Source organism: Halomonas sp. G15 (assembly GCF_021282295.1).
Taxonomy (GTDB): domain Bacteria; phylum Pseudomonadota; class Gammaproteobacteria; order Pseudomonadales; family Halomonadaceae; genus Halomonas; species Halomonas alimentaria.
This window is the reverse complement of the sequence record NZ_JAJSPA010000041.1, coordinates 1-12,680: the sequence shown is the minus strand read 5'-3', so window position 1 is coordinate 12,680 and position 12,680 is coordinate 1. Positions and strand designations below refer to the sequence as shown.

Sequence of the window (12,680 nt, the reverse complement as noted above, 5' to 3'; positions counted from 1 at the left end):
CCCTCGTGACCACGTGGCTATGCTTCAGCGGGCGGCATCGGCGTCGCGCTTCATGGCCTCACGCAGCAGCTTGGCGCCAACCACGGAGATGCCAAGCATGCTGATGATCAGGGCGAGGCTGGCAATGACATGGGTATCGACATACATCGGGGGACTCCTTTTTGAACATCTTATGGTCAGGGGGGTGAGGGTGCGCCGGGTGCTTCAGGGCAGGCAGTCGGCGACGCCATACTCGGCGTCCATCCAGCGGCCGATGACGTTGTCGCCGCACAGGTGGTGGGCGTACTGGGTGTGCAGGCAGCGCACCTGGTCCCAGTTGGTGATGCCGCCGATACCGCGCTCCGTGAGCACGCCATCATAGCCGAGCCGGATTACCTCAGCCTTTTGTGTCTCGCTCATGTGCCCCCAGCGTGCGGCGACATAGTCGCGGTGGCTGGCGTGGTAGGCGGCGAGCAGCTCGGGCTCTTCCTGCAGGCGGGCCTCGAGTCGCTTGATGGCGCCGTCGGCCTCGATGCGCGAGATCACTACCTTGAGGAGCTCGGAGCTCAGCCAGTAGAGGGTCGGGAAGGGCTTGCCATCGACGATCGGCGCCATGCGCAGCACCAGGGGAGTGCCCTCGCCATCGGTGGCGGCCACGGCCTCGATGCCGCGGGGGGCGCGGCCGAGCTGCTCGGTGATGATCGCCAGCTTGCTGGGGTCTGGTGGGTTATCGGTCTGGATCACCATCGTCGGGGTCCCGTAGAAACTTGTTGGACTCGCCAACGGCCAGGAAGAAGGCGCGATTGAGCTGCTCAGGGGTGGGCACGTAGCACCACTCCCGCTCGCAGTATTCCGCGGCCCGCGCCATCAGCACGTCATGGAGTCGATTGAACGGCGCATCATAATCGTAGGGGTCGGCGCCGAACAAGCGGATATGGGGATAGTCGGCGAAGCGCTCGATGAAGTAGCGCAGCAGCTGTGCCTCCATGGCGCGGTGGCGCTGGGTGTCCTCCGGGTCCAGCCAGAGGGTGTAGCGGATGGCCATGGCGGGCTCCTGTGGGTGCATGGCCCGGGCTTGCCCGGTCTCTCGTGGGACAGCGGCAGCGGGCGGTCGGCTCAGTCGCGGACCAGCGTCGCCAGGCGTGCGCCGGTCAGCCGGAGCAGGTCGGACGGGGCCAGGCGGATCTCGAGGCCGCGGCGGCCGCCGCTGACGTGGATCGCCGCCAAGGCCTCGGCGCTGGCATCCAGGAAGGTGGCCAGGCGGCGCTTCTGGCCCAGCGGGCTGATGCCGCCCACCACATAGCCGGTGGCTCGCTGGGCCTCCTCGGCCTCGGCCATCTGCGCCTTGCGGGCGCCGGCGGCGCGCGCCAGGGCCTTGAGGTCGAGCTTGCGCGATACCGGCACGATGGCCACCGCCAGGCGGCCGTCGTCGAGCCTGGCCAGCAGCGTCTTGAATACCTCGTCCGGCGACAGGCCCAGTGTCCGGGCGGCCTCTTCGCCGTAGGCGGGGCTGCGCGGATCGTGCTCGTATTCGGCCAGGGCGAAGTCGACCCCGGCCTTCTCCAGCTGCTTGACGGCGGGAGTCATGCCTCGGCGGGCTCCTCGTGGAAGTGCGCCTCCAGGGCCTCGCGCAGCTCGCCCTCGATGGGGATGGCCTGCTTGGTCTCGTGGTCGAAGTGCACCATCACGGTGTGCCCCAGGTTGGTGAGCTGGCCGCCCTGGCGCGCCTCCTGGCTGACGGTGAAGGAGCTGTTACCGAGCCGCGAGACGTAGGTGCGGATCTCGATCTCCTGGCCATACTGAAGCTCGGCGCGATAGTCGACCTCCATGCGGGCCATGATCAGCCGCCACTTGCGCGGGTCCAGGTCCGGCGTGAACAGCCGGAAGAGGTCGTTGCGGGCCAGCTCGAACCAGGCCGGCAGCCGGGTATTGTTGACGTGGCCCAGGGCATCGGTGTCGTAGAAGGCGGGCTCGATGGTGCGGGTAAACATGGGGGAATCCTTGTTGTGGTGTCTCCAGAACGAATAGCTTTGCCCCGAGCAAGCGCTCGGTCAAGTCCTCGCGGCCCGTCTTGCTCCCTGCCAGGCCTGGAGGCGGGTCCAGGCGGCGAGCCACAGGGTGGCCACGGCGAAGCCGGCCAGGGTGCCCAGCGCCAGCCCCAGGGTGGGGTAGGCGAAGGAGACGCACAGCGCATAGCAGAGCAGCGCGCCGAGCCCCATTGGATAGTGCTTGATCACGGTGGCCACCGGGCCGGGGCCATGGGTCAGGTGGAGGATCACCAGGAAGGGATACATGGTGACCGGGAAGGCGGCCATCACCCCGGCCCAGGCGGCCGGCAGCACATGGGCCAGGCCGGTGATCACGAAGATGATCACCGCGGCGAGCAGGGCGCGCACCATCAGGGCAGCCCAGGAGAAGCGCCCGGCGGGGCGGGCCGCGCTGTCCGGTACGCGGCGGTAGAGCCAGGTGAACAGGGCAATGGCGGCCAGGGTGGTGAGGGTGCCGGTGAGGCGGTCGAACTCCACCCGGGTCAGCACCAGGCTAACCGCAAGGAAGGCGGCGAGCCCGGCGGCGGTGCCGGCCGCTACGCCGGGTAGCCCGGGGCGGCGCCCGGCCAGCAGGTAGCCGCCGCCCAATGCCAGGGTGGCGGTGAAGCCGGCCAGGGTGTGCACGGCGCTCTCGGCGGCGAAGCCCGGCGATAGCTCCAGGCCGATGAAGAACAGGGCGATGGCGGTGCCCAGCGGATAACCCGCCAGCAGTCCGGCGACGCGGGGACTGACACGCACGGCGATGGCGCCGAGGCCCAGCACCATGCTGATCGAGACCGCAAGCTTGGCCAGCTGCCAGCTCAGGGGAACTTCCATCTTGTTTTCCTTATCCTTGTGAGGCGGTTGTTGTCATGGAGCTTGTCGCACCTTCGTCGAGTGCCTGGCCACCAGGCCCGCGAGCTTCAGGCCCAGGAAGCGTGCCTTGAGACGCTAGATCAGTCGCAGTCCCTGGCGGTCGCGCCAGGCGGCGGGCAGGGCGTCTGCCAACGGCTCGCGCAGGTGGGCCGGCAGCGCCGATGTCGCTGCCTCCAGGGAGTCGAAGTCGCGGTTGCGCAGCCAGCAGTAGGCCCAGGCGCAGGCCTCGTCGCTGTCACGGGGCTGGGGCCGGGCGGGCATCTGCACCAGCAGGAAGGTGGCGGTTCGCGCGGCCCACAGCGGGATCTCGTCGCCACTCTTCGCCTCGCTCCAGGCCTTCAGGGTGGCGGCGTCGGGGGTCGCTTCCGGCTGGCCGATGCGTACCACCCGGGCGGTCTCGGCGAGCAGCAGGGCGAGGCGTTGCGGGGCATCCTGGCCCAGTTCACGCCATTGCGCCACCAGTCGCGGCATGCCGCGGCGCACCTTGGCATAGAAGTCGTCCTGGGGCATGGTCGAGGTCATGGGATTTTCCTGGCCGTCGAAAAGGAGTGAGCGCATGGCGTACGATTTTGCCACGCCGGTGGAGCGTCGGCACCCGTCCGGTAACTGGCCATCACAGAAGTGGCATCGCTACGGTGACGGGGTACTGCCGCTATGGGTGGCCGACATGGACTTCGGTTCGCCCCCGGCGGTGCGTGAGGCGCTGCGCGCCCGGGTCGACCACGGTGTCTTCGGCTATGGCCTGGTGCCCGATTCGCTGCGTGAGACGCTATGCAGCTGGAGCCGCGAGCACTACGGCTGGGAGATCGCCCCCGAGTGGCAGCAGTGGCTGCCCGGGGTGGTGCCGGCGTTGCACCTGGCCAGCATGGCGCTGACGGAACCCGGTGATGGGGTGCTGACGGTAACGCCCATCTACCCGCCCTTCCTCAAGGTGGCCGAGCGTACCGGGCGCACGCCTCAGCAGGCGAGCATGCGCGAGCCAGCGGCGCCGGGCCAGCCCTGGCGCCTCGACCTCGAGGCCCTGGAGGCGGCGATCACTCCGCGCACCCGGCTGCTGCTGTGGTGTCACCCCCACAATCCCACCGGGCGGGTCTGGGATCACGACGAGCTGGCCGGCCTGGCCGAGTTGGTAGAGCGCCACGATCTTCTCGTGGTCTCCGACGAGCTGCACTGCGATCTGCTGCTTGACGATGGCGCTCGCCACGTGCCGCTGGCGGCGGCCTTCCCGACGCTGACCGAGCGCACCATCACGCTGTGGGCGCCCTCCAAGACCTGCAATCTGGCCGGGCTTACCACCGCCTGCGCGGTGATCCCCGACCCCCGGTTGCGACGGCGCTTCGCAGCGGCGGCCAAGGGGCTGACGCCGGATGGCAACGTGCTGGGGCTGGTGGCCGCAGAGGCCGCCTACGCTCAGGGGGACCCCTGGCGACAGGTGCTGCTCGAGGTGCTGCGTGACCACCGCCGCAGCCTGGTCGAGCGAGTGGCGGGCTGGCCGGGGGTGTCCATGAGCGCCCCGGAATCCACCTACCTGGCCTGGCTCGACCTGCGCGAGGCGGGGCTCGGCGAGTCACCCCAGCAAACGCTGCTGGAGCGCGCCGGGGTGGCGCTCTCCGATGGCGCCGACTTCGGCCACCCCGGCTTTGCCCGGCTCAACTTCGGCACCACCGCCACCCAGCTGGAAGAAGCCCTGTCGCGGCTGGATGGGGTGCTGGCTCAGTAGAGCATGGCGAACAGCTTGCGGCGGTAGCTGACCGTCAGCGGGTGGTCGGCGCCCAGGGCATCGAAGACCCGCAGCAGGGTCTTGCGTGCGGCGTCATCGCCATAGGCGCGGTCGGCCTTCATCAGCGCCAGCAGCCCCTCGAGGCCTGGCTCATAGTCGCCGTCGGCGACCCGGCGCATCGCACGCAGGTACTGCGCCTCGCTGTCGTCACGCTCGCCCAGGGCGGCCAGCTCCTCGGCGGAGGGGGCCTCCTCGCCGAACTCGATGCTGGCGCGCACCCCGCGGGCCGGGGCGGCATCGCGCTCCTCCGGCGGCAGGTTGTCGAGCACGCTGCGAGCCTCCTCGCCGCGCCCCTCGGCCACCAGGGTGCGGGCCAGCTCCACCTGGTAGGGCGTGTGGTCCGGGTATTGCTGGCTGAGTTCCTGATAGATGGCTCGGGCGGTAGCGGCATCCCCGGCAGCCAGCGCCTCGGCGGCCTGGTCCTCGGGGCTCGCCGGGGCATCTTCCGGTGCAGGGAAGTAACGGCCCAGCCACTCGCGGATCTCCTTCTCAGGCAGCGCGCCCTGGAAGTGGTCGACCAGGCCGCCCTGGCTGACCAGCTTGACGTCGGGCACCGAGCGCACGCCCAGCTGGGCGGCGATCTCCTGGTTCTCGTCGATGTTGAGCTTGGCCAGGAGGAAGGCGCCCTGGTATTCGCGGGCCAGCTTTTCCAGTACCGGCATCAGGTTCTTGCAGGGACCGCACCAGGGGGCCCAGCAGTCGAGCAGTACCGGCACCTGCATGGAGAGCTCCAGCACCTGCTGGATGTTGCTGGCGTCGACGTCGATGATGACCTCGGGGGCCTCGCCCGCCTCGGCCTGGGCAGGTTGCGACTGAGCCTCCTGCGGGGCACTGGTGTCGGCGGTGAGCGGTTCACCGGTACGCGGATCGACGATGGACATGGTTGGGCTTCCCGAAAACGAATGGATTTGCCTACGAGATGCGGGTGAAGGCGGGCGGATTCAAGGGGGGGGCAGGCTCGGGCAGTTCGGATCGCGGTTCTGAAACGAGAGGGAACCGATGGCCTTCGGGGTATGAGCAAGAAAAAAGCCGACTCCCGGAGGAATCGGCTTTCTTCGATATTTGGTAGCGGGGACCGCTGGTTCTGAAACGAGAGGGAACCGATGGCCTTCGGGGTATGAGCAAGAAAAAAGCCGACTCCCGGAGGAATCGGCTTTCTTCGATATTTGGTAGCGGGGACCGGATTTGAACCGATGACCTTCGGGTTATGAGCCGGATCTTCAAGGCTGTCGCTAACCTGTGTTGATTGTCACAATATCACGCCAAGCCCCGTGGTTGTAGGGTTTGTGGGGTAAATCCTACGCGGGGGTTACCTCCATCGACATCACTTTACCCCCATCGGTGTTGTCACAAAATGAGAGGCGGGTTTTGCCGCATTTTTGACCGTATGGCGCCTCTTTACATCAGTGATTTATGATACGACTATACCTAAATTAGGTATAGCTGATGCATAATCTGATATCCCTTCCTCACAGATCAGCGTCCCCCCAACTCCAGTGGGGGTTTACGACTCTCGTGCATCACGCCTCCTCCCAATGCACCCGGTTACGCCCCGCCTGCTTTGCGGCGTAGAGTCCCTGGTCGGCACGCTTGACCGCCGGTTTCAATGAGGCTTCACCGGCCTTGACCAGCGAGACACCCAAGGATGCTGAATACGACAATGTCCCGTCCGCTGTCGAATCAAGCCCAACCCTGGCTGGTGTGGTGGTAACCGTCTTACGCAGGCGCTCTGCGATCTGCAGGGCCTGCTCGCGGTTGGTGTCGGGCAGTAGCACAGCGAACTCTTCGCCGCCCATGCGGCACAGCACGTCGCCGTCGCGCAGCACCCGGCGGGCCAGGTCGGCAAAGGCTTGCAACACCAGATCGCCCACATCGTGGCCGTAGGTATCGTTGATGCGCTTGAAGTGATCGAGGTCGATGGCAATCAGCGTCAGCGGCGTCGCGCTGCGCTCGGCACGCGCAATCTCCATGGCCGCCTGGTTTTCCAGATAACGGCGATTACCCAGGCCGGTGAGGGGGTCGGTGAGAGCCTGCTTCTCAAGCCGTGCCTCCAGCGCCTTGCGCTCGCTCAGGTCGAACACCGTGGCGCGTGAGTACTGGAAGCCGTCCTCGGTCACTTGAGCGGTGGCCTGGATCGCTACCGGCAGTCGGCTGCCATCACGACACAGCAGCTCGCACTCGGCGCTTCCCTCTTGCCCCTCCCCCAGCACTTGATGGAAGGCGGCGTCGAAGGCCGCACGGGTCTCGGGTGTGACGAAATCACGATAGTGAAGCTTGTCGATCACCTCATCGGCGCGATAGCCCAGCCAGTCGAGCTCGGTACGGTTGATCTTGACCACCCGGCCATCGCCGTCGAGGGAGTGGTAGCCACAGGGGGCGTGCTCGTAGAGATCCTGTACCTCGCCGGCGTACTGACGGGCCTCGCGTGAGAACTGCAGGGCACGCTGTCGCAGGCCGCGCAGGCGATGGTTGCTCAGCACCCAGAACACACCGAATGCCACCGACAACAGATAGACCAGTGCGATAGCCAGCTGTTGTATGGGGTTCTGCTTCAGAAGCCCCACCAGGCTGGGTTTGGGTATCAGAATGCCGAGGCGCCAGGGCTGGGACTCAGGCTGACTCACGATCATGCCGGCCTGGCTGCGGTAGTGCTGGGTGCGAATGTCATGGCTGCGAAACCCGAGCAGATGATCGTTCAGCATGACCATGCCCTGGTTGCGTGCCGACATGGCCGCCCAGATGCCTGGCCTTCGGTTGCCAATCGAGTCCCCGAACTGATCTTCCCGACCCTCTTCGCCGGGTAGCAGCCATCTGCCCTGGGCATCTACCAGTAGCACTTCACCGCGGCCCGCCTCCCTGGCATGCGGCAGGTTGGCGGTGATTTGCGACCAGTCGAGAGTGAACAGCAGCACACCGAGGCGTTGCCCGCGGTCATCGAAGATCGGTGTGGCGATGTCGATGACTGTGGTTACCGGGGCATCACTGTCCCCGGAGGCTCCCAGGCGCGGGGGAGAGACATACAGGTCACGCGATTTTAGCCGCATGGCCTCCTGGTAGGTCGTCGTGGCCCCGTGTGCCACTACCGGCGGTCGTGGCAGGGTTGGCAGCGCCGTAGTGGCGACCCACTCGAACCCGCGAGTGTCGACCACCGCCAATCGCGTGTAGCGACCGTAATGGGTCATCAACGTTTCGAATAGTGCTTCCATCTGATGCCAGTCTCGCTCTGCGGCGGGACTCCATTCCGGAGCTCTGGGGGTGGTTCGTCTGACCAAAAAATGCCGCAGCAGCGGGAGTTCCGAGGTGGCCAGCACCTGATTGAAGCTTTCGTTCATGCTCCTGAGCAGCATTTCGTACTCGGAGTCGAGGAACGCTTCGGCCGCCTGGCGGCTACTGTCGATCCGCTCCTCGAGGTGAGAGGCAAAAATCGGGTACAGGGTCATGCTGACCAAGGCCACCGGAAGTAGCGTGGCGATCGTCAGGCGTGTCCAGAGCGTGTTGATGTTCAATGGTATGCCCATGAGGCAGTCAGCATAGTTGCCGGGAAAGTCATCAAGAACGTGGCTCTGGCAAGCAGTCGGGCAGCTGCCGCAAGGCCGCCAGCGGCAGGGGGCGGGCAAACAGAAAACCCTGGAGCAGGTCGCACTCGCGGCGCACCATGTCCTCCTGCTCTTCCGGTGTCTCGATCCCTTCCGCCACCACCTCCATGTCCATATGGTGGGCCATGGTGATGACACCCTGCACGATGGCCGCGGTGCGTCGGTCCGTCAGGGTCTTCTGCACGAAGCTGCGGTCGAGCTTGACCTTGTGGGTGGGCAGGTCACGCAGGTAGCTGAGGCTGGAGAATCCGGTGCCGAAGTCATCCAGCGCCACACGCACGCCCATGGCCTTGAGTGTTTCCATCAGCTCGATCACCGGCTCGGCACCATCCAGCAGTACGCTTTCGGTCACCTCCAGTTCCAGCAGCTCGGGTGGCAGGCCGGTGGTGGCGAGGATGTGACGAACCTCATCCAGGAAGCCGTCGCGGTGAAACTGCAGGGAGGAGATATTCACCGCGACGGGGAGTGATCTCCCATCACGTGCCTGAAGTTCGGCCATCTCCTGGCAGGCCTGGCGCAGCACCCAGCGTCCCAACGGGATGATCTGTCCGGTATGCTCCGCCAGCGGAATGAACTCACCCGGCGAGACCATGCCACGGCTGGGGTGATGCCAGCGCACCAAGGCCTCCACACTGCGAATCCGCCCGCTGGCCGCGTCTACCAGAGGCTGGTAGTGCAGCTCGAACTGGTCCTCCTTCAGCGCGGCATGCAGGTCGTGGCGCATCAGCACACTGTGCCGAGTGCTCTCCACCCGCCGGCCACGATACCACTGCCAGGTATTGCGACCCTGGCGCTTGGCCTGCTGCAGGGCGAGGTCGGCATGCTGCATCAGCTCATGGGGCTGCTCCGGACTGAGGCAGTTACAGGCAATGCCGATGCTGACACTCAGCTGCACCAGTTGGCCGTCGACCTCGAACGGTCGGGCAAGGGCGTCCAGCATACGCTTGGCCAGCGCCTTGACGACGGCGCTATTGTCGTAATCCAGCAACAGGATGCCGAATTCGTCCCCCACCAGGCGTGACAGCGAGTCGTTGTCACCCAGCAGTGCCTTCAGCCGCTGAGTCACGGCCACCAGCACCTGGTTGCCCACATGGTGGCCCAGGCCCTCGTTGATCGGCTTGAAGCCATCCAGGTCGAGGTACATCACGGCCATCACGCTTTGCTGCTGCTGGCACTGATGAAACGACGCCTCCAGGCGATTCGTGAAACTGGTGCGGTTGGGCAGTCCGGTCAGCAGGTCGTGCGTCGCCTGGTAGGCAATCTGCGCATCCTGCTCCTTCTGGCGGGTGATGTCCTGCTGGATACCGATGAAGTGGGTACAGCGATCTTCCTCATCGAATACCGGGCTGACGATCAGGTGGTTCCAGAAGGGCGTACCGTCGCGGCGGTAGTTGCGCAGGGTCACCTCGACATCACGTTGTTCAGCGATCCCGGCACGTATCTCCGCGATTGCCGTGGGGTCGGTCTCGGGGCCCTGCAGGAAGCGGCAGTTCTTGCCCATGATCTCTTCAGTGGGATACCCCGTCATGATGGTGAACGCCGGGTTGACGAATACGATAGGCATATCCGGCTGTCGGGCATCCACCATCAGCATGCCGTTGGGGCTGGCATCAAAGCCGCGCTTGAGCAACCGCAGATCCTCGGTCTGGCGCTTTCGCTCGGTGATATCACGGCATACGCCATACACTCCGGCAATGTCGCCATCGATGGTGACGGGGAAGTTCGTCACCTCGAGGTCATAGACGAACTGCTCGGCGTGGGTTCCGCGGGTTTCGTAGGTGACCGCATCGCCACGGCGGGCAGTAGCGAAGCCTTCCTGAGTAAGTTGGCGATAGGCCGGGTCGACCAGTTCATTGTAATGCCGCCCGATCAGCTCGGCCTCGGGATAGCCGGTGATGCGCTCGAACGCGGCATTGCAGCGCTGGATGTATCCCTCCAGATCAAACTCGTACACCCCATCGGGATGATTGACGAACAGCGAGCGGTGCCACTCGGACAGTGAGCGGTGCTCACGGATGTCGTTGTCACGCAGCATTGCCAGGGCGATCATCGCCGACGCCCGCTGCAGCCAACGGCGGCCTTCCTGAGTGGGCTTGCGAGGTGTCGGGTAGTAGGTCCCGAAGGTGCCCAGCAAGGCTCCATCGGTGGTCATCACCGGACTGGACCAGCAGGACCGCAAGCCTTCTGCCAAGGCCGCCTCTCGCAGTGCCTCCCAGCGTGGATCGGTGGCAATGTTCTCGCTTACCACCAGGCGTCGCTCGAAGGCGGCCGTGCCGAAGGATGCGACCCCGGGGGCCACCGGCACGTCCTGCAGGCGCTGGGTGTAGAGCGTCGAGAAGCGATGGCTGGGTAGCAGGCTGAGGGTGCAGCGCCTGGGCTCATAGCGCATGAAGGCCACGGTGGCGTCGGGCAGCACCATGTTCAGCCAGTTCGCGATGGCGTCCAGGGTACGCTCCAGCGGAGCCCGCTGAGCGATCAGCTCATGGATAAGCTGCTGGGCTTCCAGCAGCGAAAACTCGTCTTGCACGCGACACTCCCTGTCACCAGCCGGCCTTCGAGGTGATTATCGCCCACCTTTAGCACAATTTGGCGATGATTTGCCAAGCCTGTGCCTTTCTTTGTTCCGGCGCCCATCAAGGCGCTGTAGTCAGCCGCGCTCATCGTGGACGTTCAGTTTATCGGCCAGGTAGTGATTGGCTGCCACCACCGCACCTCCCTTCTTCGTTCCCGCCTCTGCCATCACGTGCTCCTAAGGCATTCTTCTTACACCTCAGGTGGCGCCATTCTGAGCGCCCATGCTGGTGATCTGCCCTGTCAGTGGCGGCCGGGAAGGAGGGGGTAAGGAGGCTTTTTTCTTCGGTTATACGTGCAGAATCATGGTGAAATTTTCATGCAATTTTCTTCTTTATGGATGGGATGTTGACCCCTTAGAAGTGAGGCATGAGGTGTGTTTAATGACTTTATTTTGCAAAAAATCAACAACATGTGTCGCCTGTATGATTTCTGTACTGCAGTGTGTGGAGGGTATTGTTTTGATGGTAATTGCTATCTATTTATAAAAACAGATAGCAATAAAAATGGCTTTTTAGATAAATATGATGTTCAGATATTTGGGAAAATCTTTGCCATTTCTCACAAAAATGGGTGTCAGGGTTGGTAGCATGGGCCAGACATCATGCTGCATGAGGCCTGTGCATGGAGAACGTGCCACTGACCAGAATCCACGTGCCTGAAGGGGCGCTAGGCAGAATTCATGAGGCCACCCTGGCGATGGCCAATCGCATTCCCGTCTCCGAATGGTTGGCGGACGCCACCTGCCCGGCGCTGGGCTTCCACTACCCGATCTGTGTTCGCCAGATGCAGCGTCACTATGAGGTCGTCAGTGGATTCCGCAGTTTTCAGGTCATCCGTGCTGCGCTGGAACCAGGTGATGAGGTCGCCGTCCATCGGGTGTCCGGTAGTGAGGTCGAGCTGGTTCGAACCGCCTTATTCCATCTCGTGCTGGATTCGTTGATGCATTGCCCTGACTCATACGACGCCAGAGAGCGGGTCTATCGACAGCTCAGCGAGCTGGCTCGTGCCCTGCGGAAGGAGTTTGAGATACGGCTCCCACGGGAATACGCCTCCCGGAACCTCAAGCGAATCATGGGGATTACTCATAGAAAGCTACGCCACAAGCGCTCTCGCAGGAGTGAGCTGGAGAGATTGGTGGAGAGAGATTGAGATGAATATTTCGATGGATGTCGAGCGTCTGGCAGAGCTGAGCCAGGTTTCCAGCAGTGAGGTGGCGTCGCTGCTGGAGCTCCTGCGCCCGCCTGAGGATATGACACATCTCGAGCTGGTCATGTCCAACCTGCAGAAAGCCCTGAGGGCTTTGTGTGACACGCCGGGAGTCATGCACTCCCTGCAGGGAGAGGCGTCGAAGGGCGAGAGCCGGACAGGAATCCTGGCTTATCAGGATGTGCTGGACCGAATCGTGGCGGTTCTTGCCGGCGGCAGGGTGCCCGGCAGCCCTGATTCCTGGTGGAGCCGTACAGGGCGTCAGCGCGGCATCATCAACGAGCACCCCGAATGGGCGATGCTGATCCTCCTTCCCGATAATGAGTGCCACGACAGCTCGGTCTACTGGCAGCATGCGGGTGCGGTCCTCGCCTGTGCGGCGCTGCAACGGGCGCGGCATGGCGGCGGGGTTGGCTCGGAAATTACCGCGGCGTGTCGCGTCATCCGTTCGGTCGCCAACGGCAACCAGCCGATGGGCCTTTTGAATCCCGTTGCGGCCGAGTTGGCCCTCACGGATTACCACGCCCAGCATCTGCTCGAGGCAGGACAGCCCAGGCATGGTGTGGAGGGCGTCGAGCTGCTGGTACGCAAGGTACTGGTCTACCAGGGCAAGTCACGGGAAGGCGGCGGCGGGGGTGGCGG

The 12,680-nt window shown here is 64.4% G+C and carries 13 protein-coding genes; 3 read left to right on the top strand and 10 right to left on the bottom strand.

The features are described 5' to 3' along the window. Positions 1–24: 24 nt before the first annotated feature. The 7 genes from LWH48_RS18315 to LWH48_RS15235 form a co-directional block, all read right to left on the bottom strand. On the bottom strand, positions 25–147 hold the full coding sequence (locus tag LWH48_RS18315) for a hypothetical protein (RefSeq protein WP_269816236.1): 123 nt from the start codon (positions 145–147) through the stop codon (positions 25–27). Between the two features lie 57 nt (positions 148–204). Continuing rightward, positions 205–726 (bottom strand): DUF501 domain-containing protein, encoded by a 522-nt coding sequence (locus tag LWH48_RS15260; RefSeq protein WP_232913215.1) that lies wholly within the window; start codon positions 724–726, stop codon positions 205–207. Then, positions 707–1,024, bottom strand: coding sequence for a hypothetical protein (locus LWH48_RS15255; RefSeq protein ID WP_161429986.1), 318 nt, complete (start codon positions 1,022–1,024; stop codon positions 707–709). Before LWH48_RS15255 ends, LWH48_RS15260 begins: the two co-directional genes overlap by 20 nt. Positions 1,025–1,095: 71 nt before the next feature. Then, positions 1,096–1,566: a Cys-tRNA(Pro) deacylase gene (gene ybaK, locus LWH48_RS15250; RefSeq protein WP_232913214.1), complete on the bottom strand. Its 471-nt coding sequence runs from the start codon at positions 1,564–1,566 to the stop codon at positions 1,096–1,098. After that, a complete protein-coding gene (locus tag LWH48_RS15245; protein WP_232913213.1) occupies positions 1,563–1,970 on the bottom strand; it encodes an acyl-CoA thioesterase in 408 nt (135 codons plus the stop codon). Before LWH48_RS15245 ends, ybaK begins: the two co-directional genes overlap by 4 nt. A 60-nt stretch (positions 1,971–2,030) precedes the next feature. Next, complete coding sequence (locus LWH48_RS15240) at positions 2,031–2,843, bottom strand: hypothetical protein (RefSeq protein WP_232913212.1); 813 nt, start codon at positions 2,841–2,843, stop codon at positions 2,031–2,033. Positions 2,844–2,957: 114 nt separating this feature from the next. After that, on the bottom strand, positions 2,958–3,392 hold the full coding sequence (locus tag LWH48_RS15235; protein ID WP_232913232.1) for a hypothetical protein: 435 nt from the start codon (positions 3,390–3,392) through the stop codon (positions 2,958–2,960). 46 nt (positions 3,393–3,438) lie between these two features. Between LWH48_RS15235 and LWH48_RS15230 the strand changes: the two genes are divergently transcribed. Then, positions 3,439–4,602 (top strand): MalY/PatB family protein, encoded by a 1,164-nt coding sequence (locus tag LWH48_RS15230; RefSeq protein ID WP_232913211.1) that lies wholly within the window; start codon positions 3,439–3,441, stop codon positions 4,600–4,602. On the opposite strand, the gene LWH48_RS15225 is transcribed toward LWH48_RS15230, so the two are convergent. From LWH48_RS15225 to LWH48_RS15215, 3 genes are all read right to left on the bottom strand, one after another. Beyond that, the gene (locus LWH48_RS15225; RefSeq protein WP_232913210.1) at positions 4,596–5,543 is read right to left on the bottom strand and encodes a tetratricopeptide repeat protein; all 948 of its coding nucleotides are present in this window, start codon (positions 5,541–5,543) and stop codon (positions 4,596–4,598) included. The two genes, LWH48_RS15230 and LWH48_RS15225, sit on opposite strands and share 7 nt — an antisense overlap. Positions 5,544–6,182: 639 nt before the next feature. After that, complete coding sequence (locus LWH48_RS15220) at positions 6,183–8,180, bottom strand: sensor domain-containing diguanylate cyclase (RefSeq protein WP_232913209.1); 1,998 nt, start codon at positions 8,178–8,180, stop codon at positions 6,183–6,185. 31 nt (positions 8,181–8,211) lie between these two features. After that, the gene (locus LWH48_RS15215; RefSeq protein ID WP_232913208.1) at positions 8,212–10,785 is read right to left on the bottom strand and encodes a sensor domain-containing phosphodiesterase; all 2,574 of its coding nucleotides are present in this window, start codon (positions 10,783–10,785) and stop codon (positions 8,212–8,214) included. Between the two features lie 668 nt (positions 10,786–11,453). On the opposite strand from LWH48_RS15215, the gene LWH48_RS15210 reads away from it, so the two are divergent. Together LWH48_RS15210 and LWH48_RS15205 are read left to right on the top strand one after the other, a co-directional pair. Further along, complete coding sequence (locus LWH48_RS15210) at positions 11,454–11,981, top strand: hypothetical protein (protein WP_232913207.1); 528 nt, start codon at positions 11,454–11,456, stop codon at positions 11,979–11,981. 1 nt (position 11,982) lies between these two features. Next, a partial coding sequence (locus tag LWH48_RS15205; protein WP_232913206.1) for a hypothetical protein occupies positions 11,983–12,680 on the top strand: 698 nt, incomplete at its 3' end.

Bases quoted from the DNA above. Each gene is read 5' to 3' on its own strand.
- ybaK (WP_232913214.1), bottom strand. From the start codon at position 1,566: ATGACTCCCGCCGTCAAGCAGCTGGAGAAGGCCGGGGTCGACTTCGCC.
- LWH48_RS15220 (WP_232913209.1), bottom strand. From the start codon at position 8,180: ATGGGCATACCATTGAACATCAACACGCTCTGGACACGCCTGACGATC.
- LWH48_RS15260 (WP_232913215.1), bottom strand. From the start codon at position 726: ATGGTGATCCAGACCGATAACCCACCAGACCCCAGCAAGCTGGCGATC.
- LWH48_RS18315 (WP_269816236.1), bottom strand. From the start codon at position 147: ATGTATGTCGATACCCATGTCATTGCCAGCCTCGCCCTGATCATCAGC.
- LWH48_RS15255 (WP_161429986.1), bottom strand. From the start codon at position 1,024: ATGGCCATCCGCTACACCCTCTGGCTGGACCCGGAGGACACCCAGCGC.
- LWH48_RS15240 (WP_232913212.1), bottom strand. From the start codon at position 2,843: ATGGAAGTTCCCCTGAGCTGGCAGCTGGCCAAGCTTGCGGTCTCGATC.
- LWH48_RS15235 (WP_232913232.1), bottom strand. From the start codon at position 3,392: ATGCCCCAGGACGACTTCTATGCCAAGGTGCGCCGCGGCATGCCGCGA.
- LWH48_RS15230 (WP_232913211.1), top strand. From the start codon at position 3,439: ATGGCGTACGATTTTGCCACGCCGGTGGAGCGTCGGCACCCGTCCGGT.
- LWH48_RS15225 (WP_232913210.1), bottom strand. From the start codon at position 5,543: ATGTCCATCGTCGATCCGCGTACCGGTGAACCGCTCACCGCCGACACC.
- LWH48_RS15245 (WP_232913213.1), bottom strand. From the start codon at position 1,970: ATGTTTACCCGCACCATCGAGCCCGCCTTCTACGACACCGATGCCCTG.
- LWH48_RS15210 (WP_232913207.1), top strand. From the start codon at position 11,454: ATGGAGAACGTGCCACTGACCAGAATCCACGTGCCTGAAGGGGCGCTA.